General features: G+C 33.5%; 23 protein-coding genes and 2 pseudogenes. 3 read left to right on the top strand and 22 right to left on the bottom strand.

The features are described 5' to 3' along the window. Positions 1–511: 511 nt before the first annotated feature. The 10 genes from Q5794_RS08690 to Q5794_RS08645 form a co-directional block, all read right to left on the bottom strand. A complete protein-coding gene (locus Q5794_RS08690) occupies positions 512–742 on the bottom strand; it encodes a hypothetical protein (RefSeq protein WP_214987602.1) in 231 nt (76 codons plus the stop codon). A gap of 249 nt (positions 743–991) precedes the next feature. After that, entirely contained in the window at positions 992–1,672 is a 681-nt protein-coding gene (locus tag Q5794_RS08685) for an alpha/beta fold hydrolase (RefSeq protein WP_374988976.1), read from the bottom strand. 165 nt (positions 1,673–1,837) lie between these two features. Further along, the gene (locus tag Q5794_RS08680) at positions 1,838–2,761 is read right to left on the bottom strand and encodes a LysR family transcriptional regulator (protein ID WP_214987848.1); all 924 of its coding nucleotides are present in this window, start codon (positions 2,759–2,761) and stop codon (positions 1,838–1,840) included. 391 nt (positions 2,762–3,152) lie between these two features. Continuing rightward, positions 3,153–3,728, bottom strand: a complete 576-nt coding sequence (locus tag Q5794_RS08675) for a hypothetical protein (protein WP_214987600.1) — start codon at positions 3,726–3,728, stop codon at positions 3,153–3,155. A gap of 285 nt (positions 3,729–4,013) precedes the next feature. Next, complete coding sequence (locus Q5794_RS08670; protein WP_374988975.1) at positions 4,014–4,361, bottom strand: hypothetical protein; 348 nt, start codon at positions 4,359–4,361, stop codon at positions 4,014–4,016. A 95-nt stretch (positions 4,362–4,456) separates the two neighbouring features. Then, a complete protein-coding gene (locus tag Q5794_RS08665) occupies positions 4,457–4,789 on the bottom strand; it encodes a hypothetical protein (RefSeq protein WP_214987599.1) in 333 nt (110 codons plus the stop codon). Positions 4,790–5,107: 318 nt separating this feature from the next. Further along, positions 5,108–5,251, bottom strand: a complete 144-nt coding sequence (locus Q5794_RS08660) for a hypothetical protein (protein ID WP_214985913.1) — start codon at positions 5,249–5,251, stop codon at positions 5,108–5,110. Between the two features lie 115 nt (positions 5,252–5,366). Further along, positions 5,367–5,555, bottom strand: a complete 189-nt coding sequence (locus tag Q5794_RS08655; protein ID WP_214985911.1) for a hypothetical protein — start codon at positions 5,553–5,555, stop codon at positions 5,367–5,369. Positions 5,556–5,594: 39 nt separating this feature from the next. Beyond that, positions 5,595–5,825: a DUF3923 family protein gene (locus tag Q5794_RS08650; protein ID WP_214985909.1), complete on the bottom strand. Its 231-nt coding sequence runs from the start codon at positions 5,823–5,825 to the stop codon at positions 5,595–5,597. Between the two features lie 212 nt (positions 5,826–6,037). Further along, positions 6,038–6,343: a hypothetical protein gene (locus Q5794_RS08645; RefSeq protein WP_025749183.1), complete on the bottom strand. Its 306-nt coding sequence runs from the start codon at positions 6,341–6,343 to the stop codon at positions 6,038–6,040. A gap of 265 nt (positions 6,344–6,608) precedes the next feature. Between Q5794_RS08645 and Q5794_RS08640 the strand changes: the two are divergent. Continuing rightward, positions 6,609–6,713, top strand: a pseudogene (locus Q5794_RS08640) (GNAT family acetyltransferase); the annotation flags it as partial. 199 nt (positions 6,714–6,912) lie between these two features. On the opposite strand, the gene Q5794_RS08635 reads toward Q5794_RS08640, so the two are convergent. Next, on the bottom strand, positions 6,913–7,416 hold the full coding sequence (locus Q5794_RS08635) for a DinB family protein (RefSeq protein ID WP_214985907.1): 504 nt from the start codon (positions 7,414–7,416) through the stop codon (positions 6,913–6,915). 805 nt (positions 7,417–8,221) lie between these two features. On the opposite strand from Q5794_RS08635, the gene Q5794_RS08630 reads away from it, so the two are divergent. Beyond that, a complete protein-coding gene (locus tag Q5794_RS08630; protein ID WP_214985906.1) occupies positions 8,222–8,803 on the top strand; it encodes a DUF998 domain-containing protein in 582 nt (193 codons plus the stop codon). Between the two features lie 127 nt (positions 8,804–8,930). On the opposite strand, the gene Q5794_RS08625 is transcribed toward Q5794_RS08630, so the two are convergent. After that, positions 8,931–9,437 carry a YdcF family protein gene (locus Q5794_RS08625; RefSeq protein ID WP_374988974.1) on the bottom strand — a complete coding sequence of 169 codons (507 nt, stop codon included), beginning with the start codon at positions 9,435–9,437 and terminating at the stop codon, positions 8,931–8,933. Between the two features lie 236 nt (positions 9,438–9,673). Then, entirely contained in the window at positions 9,674–10,585 is a 912-nt protein-coding gene (locus Q5794_RS08620; protein WP_214985902.1) for a peptidoglycan-binding protein, read from the bottom strand. Between the two features lie 315 nt (positions 10,586–10,900). On the opposite strand from Q5794_RS08620, the gene Q5794_RS08615 reads away from it, so the two are divergent. Next, positions 10,901–11,413 carry a DUF2062 domain-containing protein gene (locus tag Q5794_RS08615; protein ID WP_214985900.1) on the top strand — a complete coding sequence of 171 codons (513 nt, stop codon included), beginning with the start codon at positions 10,901–10,903 and terminating at the stop codon, positions 11,411–11,413. 154 nt (positions 11,414–11,567) lie between these two features. On the opposite strand, the pseudogene Q5794_RS08610 reads toward Q5794_RS08615, so the two are convergent. The 9 genes and pseudogenes from Q5794_RS08610 to Q5794_RS08570 form a co-directional block, all read right to left on the bottom strand. Then, a pseudogene (locus Q5794_RS08610) lies at positions 11,568–12,946 on the bottom strand (hypothetical protein). Between the two features lie 100 nt (positions 12,947–13,046). Beyond that, positions 13,047–13,430, bottom strand: a complete 384-nt coding sequence (locus Q5794_RS08605) for a YkvA family protein (RefSeq protein ID WP_214985898.1) — start codon at positions 13,428–13,430, stop codon at positions 13,047–13,049. 248 nt (positions 13,431–13,678) lie between these two features. After that, positions 13,679–14,116: an NUDIX domain-containing protein gene (locus Q5794_RS08600; RefSeq protein WP_214985896.1), complete on the bottom strand. Its 438-nt coding sequence runs from the start codon at positions 14,114–14,116 to the stop codon at positions 13,679–13,681. Between the two features lie 284 nt (positions 14,117–14,400). Further along, entirely contained in the window at positions 14,401–14,865 is a 465-nt protein-coding gene (rpiB, locus tag Q5794_RS08595; RefSeq protein WP_214985894.1) for a ribose 5-phosphate isomerase B, read from the bottom strand. Positions 14,866–14,940: 75 nt separating this feature from the next. Continuing rightward, complete coding sequence (locus Q5794_RS08590; RefSeq protein ID WP_107917869.1) at positions 14,941–15,075, bottom strand: GapA-binding peptide SR1P; 135 nt, start codon at positions 15,073–15,075, stop codon at positions 14,941–14,943. A 114-nt stretch (positions 15,076–15,189) separates the two neighbouring features. After that, positions 15,190–16,146, bottom strand: a complete 957-nt coding sequence (pfkA, locus tag Q5794_RS08585) for a 6-phosphofructokinase (RefSeq protein WP_214985892.1) — start codon at positions 16,144–16,146, stop codon at positions 15,190–15,192. A 106-nt stretch (positions 16,147–16,252) separates the two neighbouring features. Next, positions 16,253–17,584, bottom strand: a complete 1,332-nt coding sequence (locus Q5794_RS08580; protein WP_214985890.1) for an MFS transporter — start codon at positions 17,582–17,584, stop codon at positions 16,253–16,255. Between the two features lie 705 nt (positions 17,585–18,289). Beyond that, on the bottom strand, positions 18,290–19,000 hold the full coding sequence (locus Q5794_RS08575; protein ID WP_214985888.1) for a FadR/GntR family transcriptional regulator: 711 nt from the start codon (positions 18,998–19,000) through the stop codon (positions 18,290–18,292). A 208-nt stretch (positions 19,001–19,208) separates the two neighbouring features. Next, complete coding sequence (locus Q5794_RS08570) at positions 19,209–19,967, bottom strand: SDR family NAD(P)-dependent oxidoreductase (RefSeq protein ID WP_098600654.1); 759 nt, start codon at positions 19,965–19,967, stop codon at positions 19,209–19,211. Between the last annotated feature and the right edge of the window lie 5 nt (positions 19,968–19,972).

Below are 19,972 nucleotides of genomic sequence, written 5' to 3'. Positions count from 1 at the left end.
TAAACATACTATGAAATGATGGACATCCCGAGGAGGGGAAGGTCACTGACATTAATATATTAATGCATCCGGACTACCAACCGAATTGTGTTTTCACATCCCATATACAAATTTTAACATAAAGCTATTTAATATCACTACCTTCTTTTATTTGTCGCCAAAATTCATTGAAAAAAATAAAAAGCCCGCCATAATAAATAGTGGAATTACTACAAAAGAGATTAAACTAAAATATTTCATTAGCCCTTTTTCTTGTTTTCCAAAAGCTATTATTCCAAATGAGAATCCTATTAAGTAAACAGTAATACATACAAAATTTTGGATCTATGTATGGGTGTGAAATATTGTCCAACACCAACAACCATTCCAAGCAACTATAACCACAGTGAATATTGACTAAAACGTTTTTCCAATTTGAGCCTCACTGAACTAGGTACATGTTTATATGGCCCATTTAGTTATCAGTTACTATAATGTACTTAATCATCGGTAGAAAAAGAGCTTGGATGAATCACTCCAAACTCTTTTTTCTATAAAGAAAGAAACCTATTACCGCTCCGAGTACAGCTATAACTACACTAAAACGAATTAAATGAATAATAAAATCACTAAGGTTTAAATAAGTTGTTTCTGTTGCACCATCACCGACTGATTCAACTTCTTTATATGGGATTACAAAGAAACCCATTGATCCTCCTAAAATAAGGCCATAGAAAAACCCTTTTTCTATAAATTTCAACAAGAAACTCTCCTCCTTTCAAAAATGCTCTTTTAATAGTTATAGCATTCCCTATAACTATTAAAAGGCATTTATTTATCTTCCATAAAAATTATTTAATTATTAATTTTATTACACATAATCCATATATTAACATATGTACAGATTAAAAGGGAGACTAACGTATAGTCTCCCTTTCTATAAAAGTTTAATAACTTTTAAAAATGCTATTTACTTAAACAGTCTTTCAAATTAAATAAAAGATCCAGAAAATCACGAAGCAAGGAAGCTTTTCACAGCAGTTAAAAAAGCGGATAAGTTTCCTGCATGCACCTCATGTCCAGCCCCTTCTATCGTTACTAATTTGCAATTTGGAATGCGCTTAGAAACTTCCTGCAATTTATCTTGAGGAATATGGCTGGATCCTCCTCCTATGATGAGAGTAGGTGCAATTATCTCTGTAAGACTTCCCCACCATTTAGGATTGGGGTTGTTTAACTGTTGAAGAATTGAAGGTACAACCTCCCAGTCAAACGGTAAAGAACCAGGCGGTTTGGCAGGAATTTCTCCTGTAAAAGGTGGAGGAGTGTCTTCAACAATCAATTGATCTACCCTTTCTGGAAATGTTTCAGAAAAAAGATAGGACACCGTACCACCCATAGAATGCCCAATCAACGTAAAGCTCTCCAAATTCATCGCATTTACAAACTGAAGCAAGTCATCGCACATAAGTTCAAACGTATAGGTGCCGGTTCTCTCACTTCCACCGTGTCCTCGCTGATCTAAAGCTAGAAACCGATATTCCTTCCCTAATACAGCTGCTACTTCATCCCAAGACTCTGCACTCATTCCCAAAGCGTGAAGTGCAATAATGGCGGGTGCCGAAGCTTCGCCCGCCTCTCGATATTGAAATGTTAAACCATTTAGTTCAATTTGATTTACTCCCATTTTCAAATTAGTTCAACTCCTAACTCAGATTTCACCAATTAAAATCTAGATTATTAAGGTTCATCTATATATTAGTGAAGTAATGAAAATTCCCTTCACCCCTTATCTTATTAAAAATAATGTGAGATTATTTTATATACCCTTTATAAGTCTTTAGTCAGTGTAATGTACCTAAAGATTCTTACTTTCAATCCCCTTATAATTTAACCCAAAGGTATTACAAGCTAATTGAATAAAAGACTGCAAAGGAAGAGACATAAATTTATCTTTATGCCAAAACATTTGTGTATAAAGAGGCGTATCAACTTTAGTACAAGCCAATTCTTTTAATATGCCTTTCTCAAGCTCTCCTTTTACTACTACTTCGGGCAATATGGCAATACCTAAATCTAACATTACACACTGCTTAATAGCTTCTACGCTTACAAATTCAAATTTAGTTGATGTACAAATACCCGCCTCACGAAACAAGTTTTCCAATACTACCCGATATGAACACCCCGACTCAGTATACAAAAGAGTCTCATTCTCAAGGTCTTCTAAGTAAATTTCCGCTTTATCAGCTAAAGGATGCTGAGGAGAAGCTATAATTTTCAAGTTTTCTGCAACAAGACATTGCGTATGTAGATTTGCATCATGATGCTGAATAGGCTCCATTGTAAAAGCAATATCAAGGGTTCCATCTAGTAGCTGCGCTCTTGTTTGTGCTTGAGAGTAAATGGGCTTAAAAATCATTTTAACCTTTGGAAATTGATCCTTAAACTCTTTTAATATTGGAGGTAATCTATAAGTGCACTGGCTTTCAGAAGATCCAATGATAAGCGTACCCGCAGGCTCCTCCACTCCACTTACAGCGTTTTTTGCTTCCTTAGTCAATTGAATCATTTTATCGGCGTACCTTTTGAATTCTCTACCTGCTTCTGTTAAAACCAAGCGCTTTCCGAGACGTTCAAATAAAGGAGTTTCAAGTTCATTCTCAAGAGCTTTTATTTGAGCGGTAACGCTTGATTGAGCAAAGTTCAAAATTTTAGCTGTATATGTAAAATTTAAATTTTCTGCAGCTGTTTTAAATGTAATCAGTTGTTTTATTTCGATTTTCCTCACCTCTTTATAATCGGATATTTCGATTGGTTCAATCGTAATGTTCATCTGTAATGATTGCTAATTTCATTATAAAATATGGTAAATCAAACCACAACATACTAAATATAAAGAGATAAGGGGAAATCATAATGTCTATAAAAAAAGAGAATACAAAGGAATCAACTGTTCTAATGCAAAAAAATACAAGTGACAAAAACTTCAAATACTATTGGAATGAAATTATTCGAGCGCTTATCGTAACCAAATAAGTAAGGCTAATCAATTTTATTTTTGGGAAAAGTAAATCCACATACAAGCATATAAATATAAAAACAATAGCTCGCTAACGCTGACGATATACAGAGTTAGCGAGCTATTAACCTATTTAAAATTATAATCATGTTTATTGGCTTGAATCTAACCTAAACTTTGCAATATCTTTGTCATCTTGGGAGATAATGAGTGTACCCTTTAACGCATTAGCTTGTAGCTTTTTTAGTTTTTCTTCAGTTGGCAAAAGAGGCAATTCATTATTTTTTTGTTTTGCTCCTAAGGTATAACTAAGAGTAAATTTACTTGTTCCTTTAGATGGAACTTCTCCTATACTCGTACCAATACCTAACTTATTGTTATCCATATTATAAATATTTGAACCAAGTGCTTCCTTTACAGCTGATACTAACTCCTTATCTGGTTCTATGCGAATGTTTGTTTTAGCAGAATCAGAGAGAGCCATAATATTATTAGACGTATTTTCCATCGTAAATGTATAGCGTAACTCCATTGGAACGATACGTTTACTTTTATTCTTTTTATCAGGGACTATCATTTCCCCAACGATTTTTTTATCATCTGTTAACATTACCTCTGCTTGTTGTAATTTTAAGTACTCAACATTGTTTACATATTCGGTTTTTGAACAAGCGGAAATGATAAACACTAAACAAATAACAAACAAACCAAGATAGAACTTTTTCATATTTCTCCTCCAAACATTTTTTATCCCACAACAATAAACATATGTTATCATATTTTCTATATTTTGCATTTTATAATTGTCATATGAGATATTATTAAACGTAAAAACACCAAGGTGCTTTATGCTTCCTTGGTGTCTTTTATTAGTTTTTAAGCGTTTAGTTAAAAAATTAGATTTGGAGAGGAGATTTAATTTGGAAATGGATGTTGAAGATGAACGTAATGGAGCTTATTATACATTTTTTGTAGGAGGAAAAGATGATACAAAATTTATTTGTTTTTGTATCTAGTAATTTTCTTCTACAAAACGTATCGCTTTGTTTAATTCTGAAGTTCTTAAAACGACTTCTTTATCATTAAAAATAATAAAGAAAGGGCTGCCTTCTACCTTTAAGTCTGGATATTGATTCTTTACTTCTTCCAACGAGGAAAAATATCGAACCTGATTTAAACCCATTATTTCCTCTGGATGATCGATGTCTTCCCCTACTGCCAAAATAGAATATTCTTCTCCACCTGACAATAACTCCCTAGGTGGAGAATCCACATATTGCTTCTCCCAAGTTAAACTTGAACATGCTGCACATAGAATGACCAAAGATAGAATAAAAGGTAAGTATAACCACTTTTTCATAACACAGCCCCTTCTTTATTTGAAATATATTTCAAAAGAAAAATGATGCAACATCTTTATTTACCATAATGGATTTTATAGACACTTTAGCACCTTTATTGACGAGCATATAAAAACCACATAGGCATCTCTGTGTTTTCAACTAGCAGCACTTGTTTATGCTTATGATCACCTTTAATAGCATAAACAAAATCCCCATTTTGTGTTTTACCAAAGGCTCTAAAATATTTCTTAGAGTCATACTTTGTTTGATCAGCCATCTCCGTGCACTCATAATTTCCATATGTATCACTTAAAGGCTTTGTGTTCAACACATTCTCGTCTTTCGTTACATAAAACTTATCGTAAGAAAAGAACAAAAAATATATACTTAACGCCCCTAGAATTGTTATACAACTAGCTAAACTGCATCGAATTTTTTTATTCACTTTCGACCTCTTAAAATTTTTTTTGTTTTACTATAATTAGATTTCCATATATGTAACACGCTCATATAGAACGTATTTTCTAAAATACAAAGTAGTCAAATTAGATAATACTCACCTTTTTTGAACTACCTTTTTCATTAACTGACTTTTATGATCTTTGTCTTTAACTATAATATAATATAATATAATATAATCCTCTGTTCCTTTTACTGAATAGATTTCTGAACCAACTGTAAAATAGTTTGATTGATTATTACCTGCGGGCATTTTAGTTGCTTTAGTTTTCTTTTCTATTGTCTCTATTTGGTCTCCTATTTCTTATGTTTGATCTAATTTATCTTCTGTTCCGTTTACAACAATGACAGCAGAAGAACTTTCTGTATTCGTTCCTGTACTTTCTTGATTACATGCAGTTAGAACGGTTAAATAAACTACTGACAGAAAACTAATTGTTCTCTTCATAATAGCCTCCACAAATCATTTTCCTTACCCTTTAATTAAAATTGACATTAGGCGATATACCAAGTTCAGTGACGTATCATAATGTAGTTGAAAATAAAAAATCCTAAAAGTTCTATTAAACAAACTTTCCAGGCTCCTCCACATAACCGCAGCTTGAACAAACATAAGGTATTAACTCACTGTAATTGTGATTGTTATTTAATACGCTGCTCGGTGTTTTATTTACACCTACTGTACCAGGTGATGATTGAATACGAGCTTTGATTAGAGTTGAATCACATTTAGAGCACTTTTTGCTTTGCATACATATCACCCCTCTATTCCATAACATCATTCCTATTTTCTATAGTACATGCTTACTAGCTTTAAAATTAACAATTAGCCATATAACCTGAATAATCAAAGGGAAAATAAATGCAATCAGCAACACTATAAACGCCAACAATTTTAGCGCCGGTGTTTGGATAACACCCGCTCCATCAACTTCTCTTGTCCAGACAACAACTGTGCCTACAGCGAAAAGTATGATCCAAATCATATTAGCTATCCACCAAGAAATCCATCGTCTTTTCACATCATAACTCCTTTCAATTTAAGCTGTATCTTCCTTTTTTAATTCCCAGATAAGAGCAATGGTGGAAATAGCTCCACCTACCGCAAAGAGGTAAGAAGAAAACGGTATTGTTTCATGTATGAATAAACCTCTTACTCCATAGAAACACAGGATAATAGTGCTGATTAAACCAATCATAAGCCGAATATTTTTATTGATCGTTTTCTCCTCCTTTAGGCTTCTCTTTGCACCTGGTCCTTTATCATAAGTCCAAATAAAGCGAAGAAGTTCAACACAACCAGCAATCCATAATAAAAGCCAATCCCTTCAAAAAGCAAAGAGAGAATAGGAAATATCATAGATTCAAAGCCAAACAACATAATAATAAGTCCAATTCCTTTAGCGAGCTGTTTTTCATCCTTAGGTGTAAATATCTTTCCATACCCAGCAATGAAATTAGTATTACCTTTTTTCCATACGCGTTTCCCAATATAAATAATGAAGCAGCTTACTAAACATATAAATAATACGTTCAACATCAGATATTACCCCTTCTTTACACACTATAATTTAACATATATAGTATATTTTATCATAAATGATTTACAAATATTATGTATTAAAGGTGGACTCATAAAATATAACACTATAAAATATATACATACTAATTTTGGAGGTTTTTGTTTGTTAAACTTATTTTTAGAGCTGGATGAGTAAGCTTCCTTGATGACTGTGTGCATAAAGGAAGTCCCATTTATGGAGTATAAAAAGCTGTAATTTACCAAAATGAACAGGAGACTATAAATGGATATCTTAATTAAACAAGAACTCACTGAAGAATATAATAAAACTGAAGAAGTTGTGAAAAGCGCTTTTTTAAATGAAGAATACAGCGATAAGAAAGAACATTTTGACGTGCCTGAAGAATTCTTTATGGCCTTAGAGTTAACAGAGGGATTATTAAAAAATATGCAAGGTGTTGTGCAGTACTCAAAAGCTTTTTCAGAGTAAGCACTAACTGATTAATTAGGTTTTACGTAAAGGCTGCCTAGAAAATAATTTTATAGTATTTTCTATGGACAGCCTCTTTTTTATTTACCTGATATTATTAAAGCGGTGGGTTTTCCACACCTAAATGAACCCAATCTTCTTTTGGAGGCCCATAAACTCCAGGGGGTTTTAGTCCTGCTTGACGCATAAGAACTGTGATTTGACCTCGGTGATGAACAATATGCTTGATTAGTCCTATTAAGATTGCCGCATTTGATTGGGTTCTTCCGAACGCTTCTTGCGTATGTTCTAAAGATTCATCTGTCCATTGCTGTTCGATAATTTTAGCAGCGTGAGAACTTACATTTTTGAAGGTTATGGCAATTTCCTGTGCTGAAGATGGAACGCTTACTGTACTTTCTATTCTGTCTATGCTTAATCCAAACTCAGTTAGGTAATCTGGAATATTTGTTGTAAAATGCCAAGCAATTCTTCCTAACGTACGTCCTTCAGGGTAAACTTGTTGTTTCAACGAATCATCTGTCAAGCTATCCAAAACTTTTTGAGTTAGCGTGGCTTCGTCGTTCCATTCTTTGATAAAATCTGAAATGGTGTTATACATGCAAAAGACCTCCCATTATAAATCTAATCTAAATTAACACTTAAATAATATCATAGAAAAAACCAGTTGGCTTATTTACTAAAGAAAGGAGATTCTATGTTATTTAAAGCTACTGCTCAAAAAACTATTATTTTTCCTTTATTACTTTTAAATAATTTATTACTCATTCAAGCAGTTCAATATAAAGCACTTGACTTTTTACTTCTTTTGGCTATCCTTTGTTCGTTTCTCTCCCTTTTCCTCAGATAGGAATTTCAGATAGACAGAGATACTTTAACCTATAGAACATATATATTATGGTTTAAAGTATATGCAAAAACAGTTAAACCAATGGACATTAAAAGAATTGTATTTAAACGGTTAAGTTGGAAAACAAAATTAGCAGTAGTAAAAGTAGAAAACGGGTGGAATATGCGAATAGCATTATTTAATCCACCCAATGTTTTTAAGGAATTAGAAAAATTTGCACATGAATATGATGTAGATATTCAAAAAACATCAGATTATAAAATTCTAGAGAAAACGTCTTGAATGTCACCGCGTTTAGAATACATTAACTTTACGTATGGGTGCATAATCAGCATCTATTTATTTCTAATTAAGACGCTTTTGGACCTCTTTACTCTTACAAAAAATTAGTAAAGAGGTCCTTCTATCCTTAACCTACTATAAGCATCTCTAAGTTTAAACACTTTGTCCTCCTTCCTCACATCAACCTCAAGCCCTACTTAAAAATAGGCTTCAAGACCATTCTATTTAACATTATTTGGATATACAATTCGTATATAACGCTTTTTAAGAGGTGATGATTCTGTATATATCACAAAAGGTTGGCATTTTAAGCTGGTTTGCTACTTGCTTGTATTTTTTAGTTGAACCTGTCTTTATTTTGACTTCAACTGCTCCCTACAGTTTTTTACATCACGCAATGAGTGATCTTGGCGTCACTTCTTGTGGAAACTACACCTATTCAATTGCACCTCATGAAATTTGCTCTCCTTACTATTTCTGGATGAACGTATTGTTTATTATAAACGGATTAACACTTTCAATTGGTGTTTTGCACATTTCACAAAGTCTAAAGAAAACAAGAAAAAGCCAGCTAGCAACAGCTTTTATTCTTATATTAGCTTTAGGCAATATTGTTTCTGGATTTATACCGGTTGATATAAATTTATTTTGGCATTCAATATTCGCTCAACTTGGCATGATTACTGTTTTAGCTGGTCTTTGGATATATGCGTCATCTTTAAAAAGCGGCAAGTATTGGACGTATGGCTGCTTAGTCTTCTTACTAGTCATCCTTATACTCATTATGCTTGTATTTTTTGTTCCTATGCCTACGGGTCTGCTGCAAAGGTTATTCTATCTAATAACCTTTATATGAGGCACCGTACTTTCCTTTATTTTAAGTAAATAATCCATCATCTCAGGATTATGTTGAACTACTACTGGTAATCTTAAAAAGTAAAAAGTCCATAGAGCCATCCCCTATGGACTTTTTTTGCAATTTTTTAGATAAATTCTCTTAATAATTCTTTCGATTTCTTTCCACTAAAACCAAAATAATTACCAATAAGCTTGACGTATTCTGTGTAGGTAACTTTTCTATTTAAAGCAGTTTCCCACCATCTCTTTGGATTATAATAACGACTTCCACTAGAACAATAGGTTAATTGTATTTGGGTATCCTTAAATTCTTTATTAAAGTTTTTTTCTACCCTTTTCATATGATAGTTGGAAGAAACAACGATAGCGGATTGAAAATGATACTTTATCATTAGCCTTTTTGTGAATTTAGCGTTTTCCGTAGTACTTGTAGCGTGATTTTCTAATATAATTGAATCCTCAGGTATCCCTGAGTCCTTGGCTTGATGATAAAAATTATTCTCTTGACCGTTCGAAAGGATTAAATGAGACGCATAGCCTTTTTTATATAATTCAATTCCTTTCTCCAGTCGATCATTATCACCACTTAACACAATAATCACGTCAGATTTTACAGGCTTTTCGTTTACCACAAGCTCTTTCCCGGCAAACAGAAAAAAAAATAATCCCTAATCCCAGCATAAATATACTAATTTTTATCCTTTTACCTTTAATTTTTTGCATATAGACCCTCATTTAAAAAGTTCACTTCATATCGTATCATAAAGCTCAATATTCATAAAAATAAAAAGGTAACCTTCAAAAAAATTTTAATTCTTAACCATGGTCTTAGTCTTTTCGTTCTTGCTAACTAGTACTTTGTAGTTTATTAGAAAATAGACTTACTTCCTAAATAACGAGGTGCCCAGTAAGAATTGCTTAACGATGCAATAGTTACACCAGTTGAACTTCCAGCATGAATAAACTGTCCGTTTCCAATATAAATTCCAGCATGTGAAGGACCTCCAGTAGTATCAAAGAACACAATATCTCCTACATTTGGAGTAGATGTACTTTTTCCTGACTGATACAAGGTAGCTACTGTTCGCGGTACAGTTACTCCACCTCCATTTTTAAATACATAATAAATGAAACCACTGCAATCGAAACCACTCGGTGACGTTCCTCCCCAAACATATGGTACGCCTATGAATTTTTTAGAATAAGCAACTATATCACTGGCTGTCGCTTGCGTTGAACTATTGACAGTTGAAGAACCAGTGGAGCTGCTAGATGCGTTATTTAAGACATTTAAAGTAGCCGGACCTACTATTCCATCCACAGCTAAGCCATGATCCCGTTGGAAATTCATAACCGCAGTTTGGGTAACTGTACCAAAATATCCTGTTGGTGTAGCATTAAAGTAACCTTTTTCCTTTAACAATTGCTGTACTTTTTCAACTTCATTACTAGTCATTCCGTATTTTAAAAGTGTACCGTTTGTAACCGTACTTGTTGAATTACCTATTAACGCTTGATATGTATTAGATCCTACAATTCCATCAGCGGTTAAACTATGAGAACGCTGAAAGCTTAGAACTGAATCTTTTGTAATTGAACCAAAGTAGCCAGTCGAAGTAGCTGAAAAGATCCCCTTCTGTCTTAAAACATCCTGTAATTCTTTTACGTCTGGAGCTGTCATACCTTCTTTTAATAGCTTGTCTCCTAAAGCTGCTTGGCTTATTGTTGGTAACACAATCAATGACGAGCATAGAGCTAATGAAGAAATTATCTTTTTCACTAAGTATATCCCCCGATGTTATATTTTTCTTATTCTTGACTATAAAATTTTAGCAGGGAGAAAGAGAAAAGAAACAGCCTATTTATGAATTTTTTGTGACATTTTCAAAAATCACTTGATTTATTAGGAGGTAATTATTTGTTTTGTAATATAAAGTATAAATATACTTATAATGGTTAAACCTGTTGTTCTTGAACCTCATTTTTCTTTTTACTTATATGACGCTAAATCTTGAATACAATAAAACACCTTTCTGTAATGGTGGTCACCAAAAGGAAAGATAGCATGCCAGCGCGAAGAGATAGGAGGAATAATGTGAGCAAATTAGTGTTTTTGAATCGCCGGTTTAAATACTTACTTATTAAACTATTAAGATTAAAAGATCATTCACATAAAGTTGCGCTAGGTTTTAGTCTAGGTTCTGTTGTGAACTTTGTTCCTACCTTTGGATTAGGCCTTATAATATCGGTAGGTTTAGCTAAATTATGTAAAGGAAACAGCATAGCAGGATTTATTGGTGGAATGTTTTTTATGTGGGCCTTTCCGTTGATGTTTTACTTGAATACATTAGTTGGAGGATATATATTCCCAATCGACCTTGATCAAACTTTGCTTCAGAATGCAGATGAAGATTTGGATAATCGACTAGAACTAGGAGCAAAATTAGGAAAGAATTTTTTAACAGGAATGGTTCTTAATAGCTTCTTATTTGGAAGTATACTTTATATTGTTAGTTACTATATTATAAATCAGTACAGAGGCTTCCTCTTACACTACATCTATAAGAAATGGACAGTAAAAAAACACAGTAAAAAAACGGATTATTAGCTCAATTTCAACATTTATTTTTAATTGTAAAGCGATATAACTGAACATTTTTTAAAAATGCATAGAGATAAATTAGCCCATAATTGATACCTAAGGTTATCAATTATGGGCTAAGGTACGTGTTTCTGTTTTAAGATGAAATAAAGGACTGTTCTCATTCCTTTGTTGAAGATAATACAGTCTGTTTCACCCATTTTTTTCGATTTCTTTGATCAATTATCCATCGGTACAAACTTTGTATACCTAGTATCAGAGAGATTATGACACCGCTAGCTGCTAGGATTAATGCAAAATATTCTACAGGATTGTATACAAGTATATTTCTCCATTTGATTCTTCCGATAAAATCATGTACTACAAGCCCCATTCCAAGCATTTGACCTACTACGGAATAAAGAGTCAAAATCAGCAATAACAGGCTGTCTTTTTTCGCATTAACGTTTTCCTGGTATCTAAATAAACTCTCTAGAGATTGTTTAGCCTCCTTATATAACAACTCAATATTGAAATTTTCCCTAAGAAGATAGAAAATATCACGGCTCCGGGACTGAGATACTATTTCAAGCGAAAAATAATTGGCGGTAAACGAATTAATGGAATAAATTAATTTTTCCATTTCTTTTACGTCTTTTTCAATATTTAGCTCTGTATAGGTATTAGCTAATTTTAATAAAACGATCTTGTGAAAAAGATTTAATACAAGCCCGTAGTAAAATTCTCCATAAAACTGATTAGCTAAATCAGGAGTTGTACGTTCATCTTGAATCGTTATACAAGTAAAAATATGTTCTTCTATCAGAAAATAAGTGCTAGGAGCCCAGCGCTGATAAGCATGTTTTTGTAAATAATCTTGAATGTAAGGAAGGTTATTAGCATGAACATATGGCTCCCCCTCTACAGTTAAGCCGCAAGGTTTCAAAATAAGAATTTTCCTTTGAATCACCTTCAAAAAAGCGGGAGAGCCCCTCAAAGAGGTTGTTAAATACAAATTCCCCTGCTCCCTTGTATATCTTGCCATCGCATTCAATTTTTGTACTGCTATCTTTTCGTGTTCGTGGTTCTAATACGCGAAAGCGATCCGCGAATTCTAAAGAATGAGATAATGACATAGACGTAAAGGGTTTCAACTCAGTTCGAATGGTTAAAAACCCAAGTTCATAAGGACATGTAGTTAAATCAACAGAGTGTATCTGAAAAGGAGTGCACTCTGTATCTGTAATTAACTTACCTCTTATATTTAACGGTTTTGAGTATCTATGAAGACCTTTTCTTTTTCTGAGTGGGGAAAGAGTATCTTATTAGTGAAAGATTAGTGAAAGACAAATAATACGCCTCCATATCACGATGAGAGACTTTAAAATTGCCGTAATATGCACATTCGTCTTCTAGTTGATTTAAATGAAATAGCTTAAATCCGCTCTTATTTTAAAAAAGGGAGATACTAGATTCAGTTCCTTGCTTTAAGGAAAAAGGGAAAACAAATTGAAAGAGAGCTCTGTCTATCTTTTTTTCTTGGATATCAATTTGCTGCATTTGTTCTAATGTACTCCTTTCAATTATATATATCATTTACCATTTTGTATCATAACGATCGATAGTAAACCTAATATATTTTTTCTTGATAAGAGTTCATTCATTTTAATAATTTAAAAACAGTAAAATAGCTCCACATAAAAATAAATAGCCATACTACGATAATAATTGAACCCGCAACCCAATTTTTAGGTCGTTCATTTTGAATGAGCTCTTCTGCTTTTATTGTGCAGTCCTCTATAACACTTATAGGTAGCATCTTCAAAGCAAGCATAATTCCTAAAGGAACAATGATTATATCGTCAATATAGCCTAAAACCGGTATAAAATCAGGAATTAAATCGATTGGACTGAAGGCATATGCAACAACACAAGCAGTAAATAATTTGATATACCAAGATACCCTTTCATCTTTATAAGCTAAATATAAGATAAATAGCTGCTTTTTTAACTTTTTAGCCCACAGCTTTAATTGATTAAGCATGTTTCCTATTCTCCTTTTAGTAGGGGTTTTAGATAAGTATATCAGGAGATAGATATTTTCATTTTGTAATTTAAGAAAACATTGCATTTATTTTGGTAATCATTTGACTTAGCAACACCATTTTTAACATCACTAATTTATTGAAAATGAATAAAAACGTTACTGTATATCTGGGCGGTTTGATGTAATATAAAATTACTTTTATTCTCTTTGATACCTACATATTTCTCTTATTAATAAATTTAGAACTATAAAAATAACTGATTAATGCAATCATCTTGATTTACAGCTAGTTTGGGAATAGCTTGAATAGGAGCCCAATAGTATGAAAAGATTAATCCTGCATCTTCCCCTTTAGAATTAACCTTATATTCCCACCGTTCTGCAGTTTTTTCTTTAACTTCTAAATGAAAAACATGTCGCTCATGATACTGGCTTTTACCTTCATGATGATAAACATATGTTTTTAATTTTGTTACCGATAAAAATTCCATTAATCCAGATTCTTCTTGGACCTCCCTATATAAAGCTTCTTCAATTGTTTCTCCCTGTTCTACAGTACCTGCTGGAACTTGAACTCCTGCTTCTGGATAATCTTTGTGTTTGTAAACTAATAACTCTTTATGATGACCATTAAACCTAGTTATGTAAGCCATAACTTTTGTTATCACCGTTTTATCCTGCATATTCGCTTCCTCCTATATATAGATACTAACCGTACAGATTTCTTCATCAGCAAACAAACTTCTTTAACTCCCAAGAATAAATCAGGCATATTTTATTACATCTATTTTAATTGCAAAAATAATTAGTCTCAGTGTTATCATAATAAGCTGCTTTTACGGAAGGCTAACTGGTATAGGAATTGGAATGGTTAGTTTTGCTATTCTGATAGGATCTATAATCATCATATCAGTAAGTGAAGTAATAGGAAAAGCAAGAATCAAATTGATTCTTGCTCTTTTTATCTTTATTTTCTTTCAAGAGAAGGTTTTGATACATTTTCGTATTCTGTAATTTTACAGATGCGATTTTCATGATGGCCCCCAACAAATGGGGTTGTTAACCAAGTCTTCACAATTTCGCGGGCTAAACCTGGCCCAATTACTCGTTCCCCCATGGCTAAAATGTTCGTATCGTTGTGTTCACGTGTCATTTTAGCTGAAAAAACGTCATGAACAAGCGCGCAACGAATTCCTTTTACTTTGTTAGCGGCAATACTCATGCCAATTCCCGTACCGCAGATTAAAATTCCAAAATCCGCTTCTTCATTTGCTACTCTTTGGGCAACTGGAATCGCATAGTCCGGATAATCGACTGAACTGCTGCATTCACAGCCTAGATCTTCATATATTATAGACATTTCATCTAATAGATTTATAATCTCTTTACGAATGTTTATCCCACCATGATCTGAAGCAATTATGACTTTCATAAGATTACTCTCCTTGTTCAGCTATAGTCTTAATTAAAATTCTAATGATTTTTGGAGTCTCTTTTTACCGATACATTATTTCCTAGAACAATCTTCCGAACACTTCCCGTACCATGTTTTAACCCCTTCAGAGTTGTCTACATTCTCAATAACTTTCCCACATACTTGACAAACGATAGTTCCCTGTTTTACATTAACCTGCTTATTCATTTCTATTTCCTCCTTTTTATTAGAAAAATTCGTTTGTATTCAAATACATTTCTTTAGAGACAAATTCGTTTTATCTCTATTTTGATAAATCATTGTATGTTAGAAAAGATATCCTTAAGCTAGAATGGTATCCAGTAAGCTGTATTTATCATCGTTACTAGATAACTTCGAATGAACTTTTTCAATATCTACATTAATTAAGTCATTTTCTTTGATTCCTACAGCTCTACCAGAATACCCTTTGAGTAATAATTCTACTGCTGTGATCCCCATTTTACTTGCTAATATACGATCAAATGCGGACGGTTGTCCTCCTCTTTGAATGAAACCCAATATACTTGTCCTTATGCTAATATCTAATCGATCCTCAACATATTTTTGTAGGTCTTGAATATCGTACATTTTTTCAGTAATCAGGATTAGGTTATCTTTTTTGCCGCTTTTCATTTTCTCGTTCAGTTTGGAACATATCTCTTCAAAACTTAATTTCCTCTCAGGTGTGGAGATAATTTCTCCTGCGCCTGCTAAAGCAGAGTACAGGGCTAAATCTCCGCAATATCTTCCCATAACTTCTACAATGGTAGTCTTTTCATGAGATAAATCTGTATCCTTAATTTTACCGAGGCATTCTAATATCGTATTTAATGTAGTATCAAATCCAATTGAATAATCTGTGTAAGATAAATCATTATCAATCGTTGCCGGTATACCAATGACATTTACACCTAATTGATGTAATTTTTGTGTTCCTTTAAAAGAGCCTTCACCGCCGATTACCACTAAATGATTAATTCCATAATCCTTTAATACACTTAAGGCTTTCATTCTGCCCGACTCTTTCATAAATTTTGCGCAACGGGAGGTTTTTAAAAATGTCCCGCCTTTATCCGCAATGTAGTCTACATCCGTAGAGGTTAATCTATGAAGTTTACCTTCTAGTAAACCTTGGTAACCACCCTCAATTCCCATTACCTCTATGTTATGATAGTTAGCTGTTTTTACTACTGCTCTAATAGCAGCATTCATTCCTGGAGCGTCTCCGCCACTTGTTAAAACTCCTAGCTTCATCATTGTCATACACCCCTGTTATTCTTATCCATGTAAGAAAGTTGGCCGACAGTCTCTAGAAACTAATTGTCGGCCCCTCCTAGTAGTACAAATTTCTTTCAAACAAGAATCAACTAGTTTTTTCTAATCGATCAACTGTATTTTTTTTAATAGCTCTTCCTGATTGTTTTAATAAAAAAGCTACGATAAAGGATGCTACGAACATGCTAATACCTAGAAATGTCATACTAGCATTAAAAGATCCGGTCATATCTTTAATATATCCCACGATGTACGGTCCGAAAAAACCACCTAGATTACCAATACTATTAATAAGGGCAATGGCACCTGCAGCAGCAGCTTCCGTTAAGAAAGACGGTGGAATTGCCCAAAACGGAGAATATGCCCCGAACGCTCCGCAAAGGCTGATCGTTAAGAATACAAATGATAAAACAATGTTCGTATTTGCAACGTAGCTACTAATAATTAATGCCACTCCACTTGTTACTAAACAAGCAACTACGTGAAAGCGTCTTTCATTTTTCTGATCAGAGTGGTTACTAACCAAAATCATGGTTACCATTGCACAAACATACATTAATCCTAAAATCCATCCCATAGCATGCGTACTAAGAGAAGTAGTTTTAGATAAGCCTTCTGAGATTGTCGGTAAAAACATGACGATGCCATAGTAGCCAACCATCCAGAAAAAGTATCCTAAAGATAAGGTTAATACGTCACGGTCTTTTAAGGCCTGAGCAAATGTATAGTGTTTGGCTTCCTGTTTTTCTAACTTCTCTTTTGTTGTAACGTCGATTAACCATTTCTTCTCCTCGTTAGTCAGCCATTTTACATCCTCAAGCTTATCGTCAAGATAGAAGAAACATATCACACCTAAGATCAAAGCTGGAATCGCTTCCAAAATGAAAAGCCATTGCCATCCAGCCATGTTTAACCAGTCAATACCTAATAAGTAAGTAGAAAGAGGAGATCCTATTGCATTAGCACCAGGGATCGCAATCATAAATCCAGCAATTGCTTTTGCATGATGTTTTGTTTGATAAAAACCACTTAGATAAAAGACCATACAAGGATAAAAGCTAGCTTCAGCAACTCCTAAAAGGAATCTTGCTGTATAAAACTGCCATGGTGTTTGGATAAAAGCCATTAAAATAGCAATTACTGCCCATGTAATCATGATTCTACTAATCCATCTTCTAGCTCCGACCTTCGTCATCATAGCACTGCCTGGTACTTCTAAAAGGAAATAGCCAATGAAGAAAATCCCTGCCCCTAATCCAAAAACAGCATTAGAAAAACCTAAATCTTCATTCATTTGTAATGCAGCAAACCCAATATTTACTCGATCAAGTATAGATATGGTAAAACATAAAAATAGAAATGGAATGAGTCTTAACGTTACTTTTTTAGTAGTTGAACGTTCTAAGTTAATTGGATCCAAAATAATTCCTCCCCTGGGTTATCATCTTTCTCCTCTTCATGTTCTTCGGTCTTTGACCCGAGTATTTACTCTAGGCTAATTGACAGAAAGAATTAAAAGTTTATATAGAAAGATGATTGATCTATTTCTAAGTCTAAGTAAATCTAGTACCTACTTCTGTAATCCCTTTCATATGAAAATATAAAAAACGAAAAAGCGAAGTATCCCCCTGTATTATTTATCATTTAAAAAAGTAAAAACTACTAGAAAATCTCATACAACAAAACCTTACTAGCGATATGAAAACACCATAAATCTACTTTCTAATTTCTATCCTAATAATCCAAAACATTTGTAACGCACGGTAACGATAAAAAACGCTTACATTTTTGAACCCCTCTGCTAATCTCTTCAAAAAATATCAAGCTGTAAAGAACAATGAATTGTAAGATTTACATTACCTCCGTTTTATAGATTTAGCTACTTGTATACTAAGTTACCTTATATAAACAGTGTACTTACATACCTATCAATTGTCAATATAATTATTAGATTAAATATTTTCTGAATTTTATTAAAAATAGAAAGAAATATACAGTTTGTTTGGAAAGAAAACACTGAATCTTGCTCATTTTATGCTGTCTTTTCAACAGCAAAAAGACAGCTACACTTTAGCTGCCTTTTACCTCTATATTTGGTATTATTCTAATGAAAAATTAGTTGGAATTAAGCTTTCCAATAACGATCATATAAATTTTGCATGTGAAAATTCATAATTCTCACAGCTTCTTCTTCATTATGCTGTACAATTGCATTAATAAGTAATTTATGCTCATTAAAATTAACTTCTCGGTAGTCAGGTCTCGTGACGGTTCGATCTCTTATAAACTTCCACATTTCCTGCTGTTTCATCGCATTGCTAATAGCTGCCATAATACTAATAAATAAATCATTATGAGAAGCCTTCGCTATACCATTATGTAGGGCTTCATCTGTTTCTGGTACATACACGCCTGCGTTCGTTTCTTCCTCCATCTTATCAATTGTTGCACGCAGGTCCTTAATATCTTCTTCTGTAGCTCTCAAAGCTGCAAAGCGTACAATAAGAGGCTCTATGTTCATTCTTGCTTCCACAATGTCTTGAGGGGAGGTAGATTCCGTTAAAAGTGTTGATTGAGAATTTTCAGCTTCTGTTTGAAACTCTTTAACATATACACCTTCTCCTTGACGAGAATAAATAAAACCGTTCAATTCTAGGGCGCTAAGGGCTTGTCTAACAGGCACTCGACTTACACCAAATTGTTCACACAACTCCCTTTCAGCAGGGAGTTTATCTCCTACTTGAAACGCTCCAGATTGAATTTCAGAAAGAATTTGATTATAAATTTGAATATATAATTTATTATTGGAAACTGGATTAAAACTAATGGAAATCACTTCTCTCTATAATTATTAGCTCATTTTATTCATAATTAAGTAGACATAATTATTATATACTGTTCTATTTTTAGGGGCAACAAGCCTAGCATCTTCTAGCAAAAAAATCCTTATTTATGTAGTCAGGTTCCCATTTTACTAATGATTTTATTAATAAACAGCTATACAGGCATACCATAATGGCATGCCTGTATAACGAACCTGAATATTAATCCATATGTGAGCCACCGTTTATATCAATTTCTTCTCCTGTAATATAAGAAGCTTCTTTTGAAGCTAAAAAGGCAATTGTAGCTGCGATTTCTTTCACTTCACCTGGTCTACCCATAGGAATACTATCAATCACAGACTTTGCATCTTCTTCAGGAAGGGACTTCCAAATTTCTGTATTAACGAGTCCAGGAGCTACACAGTTAACTGTAATGCCATCTAAGGCTACCTCACGCGCTAAGTTCTTTGAAAAACCTAGTACTGCTGCCTTAGATGCCGAGTAATGCGGTCCTCCAAAAACTCCTCCACCTCTTTTAGCCGAAACAGAAGACAAGCTTATAATCCGACCATACTTTTGATCTTTCATTGTTTCTAATACTGCTTGCGTACATAGAAACAATCCAAACATATTGACGTTAAACACTTTTGTAATGTCTTCGAGCGTCATATCTTGAACTGTAACTTTTTGAGAAATTCCTGCATTATTAATCAAAATATCAATTCTGCCGAATTCTTCAAGTGTTTTTCTAACCATCGCATCGCAAGAATCTTTACTTGTTACATTTAACTCTATTCCTAGGGCTTTGCCGCCCGCTTCTTTTATTTCATTTACGGTATCCTGCACGCCATCAAAATTGATATCTGCTATAACAACAGCTGCTCCTTGCTCTGCAAGTGTCAGGGCGATTGTACGTCCAATTCCTTTTTTGGAACCGCTACCAGTAATGATTGCTACTCTCTCTTTTAAATCAAACATATTAT

The sequence above is a fragment of the Priestia megaterium genome (assembly GCF_041941685.1).
Classification (GTDB): domain Bacteria; phylum Bacillota; class Bacilli; order Bacillales; family Bacillaceae_H; genus Priestia; species Priestia megaterium_C.
The sequence above is the reverse complement of the archived record's forward strand: the minus strand, read 5'-3'. Positions and strand labels throughout refer to the sequence as shown.

Excerpts from the sequence above, each read along its gene's own strand:
- Q5794_RS08645 (WP_025749183.1), bottom strand. The coding sequence starts at position 6,343 with ATGTTGAACGTATTATTTATATGTTTAGTAAGCTGCTTCATTATTTAT.
- Q5794_RS08675 (WP_214987600.1), bottom strand. The coding sequence starts at position 3,728 with ATGAAAAAGTTCTATCTTGGTTTGTTTGTTATTTGTTTAGTGTTTATC.
- Q5794_RS08590 (WP_107917869.1), bottom strand. The coding sequence starts at position 15,075 with ATGAATAAGCAGGTTAATGTAAAACAGGGAACTATCGTTTGTCAAGTA.
- pfkA (WP_214985892.1), bottom strand. The coding sequence starts at position 16,146 with ATGATGAAGCTAGGAGTTTTAACAAGTGGCGGAGACGCTCCAGGAATG.
- Q5794_RS08635 (WP_214985907.1), bottom strand. The coding sequence starts at position 7,416 with ATGTATAACACCATTTCAGATTTTATCAAAGAATGGAACGACGAAGCC.
- Q5794_RS08600 (WP_214985896.1), bottom strand. The coding sequence starts at position 14,116 with ATGCAGGATAAAACGGTGATAACAAAAGTTATGGCTTACATAACTAGG.
- Q5794_RS08570 (WP_098600654.1), bottom strand. The coding sequence starts at position 19,967 with ATGTTTGATTTAAAAGAGAGAGTAGCAATCATTACTGGTAGCGGTTCC.
- Q5794_RS08655 (WP_214985911.1), bottom strand. The coding sequence starts at position 5,555 with ATGCAAAGCAAAAAGTGCTCTAAATGTGATTCAACTCTAATCAAAGCT.
- rpiB (WP_214985894.1), bottom strand. The coding sequence starts at position 14,865 with ATGAAAGTCATAATTGCTTCAGATCATGGTGGGATAAACATTCGTAAA.
- Q5794_RS08630 (WP_214985906.1), top strand. The coding sequence starts at position 8,222 with ATGATTCTGTATATATCACAAAAGGTTGGCATTTTAAGCTGGTTTGCT.
- Q5794_RS08670 (WP_374988975.1), bottom strand. The coding sequence starts at position 4,361 with ATGAAAAAGTGGTTATACTTACCTTTTATTCTATCTTTGGTCATTCTA.
- Q5794_RS08660 (WP_214985913.1), bottom strand. The coding sequence starts at position 5,251 with ATGAAGAGAACAATTAGTTTTCTGTCAGTAGTTTATTTAACCGTTCTA.
- Q5794_RS08605 (WP_214985898.1), bottom strand. The coding sequence starts at position 13,430 with ATGCTTAATCAATTAAAGCTGTGGGCTAAAAAGTTAAAAAAGCAGCTA.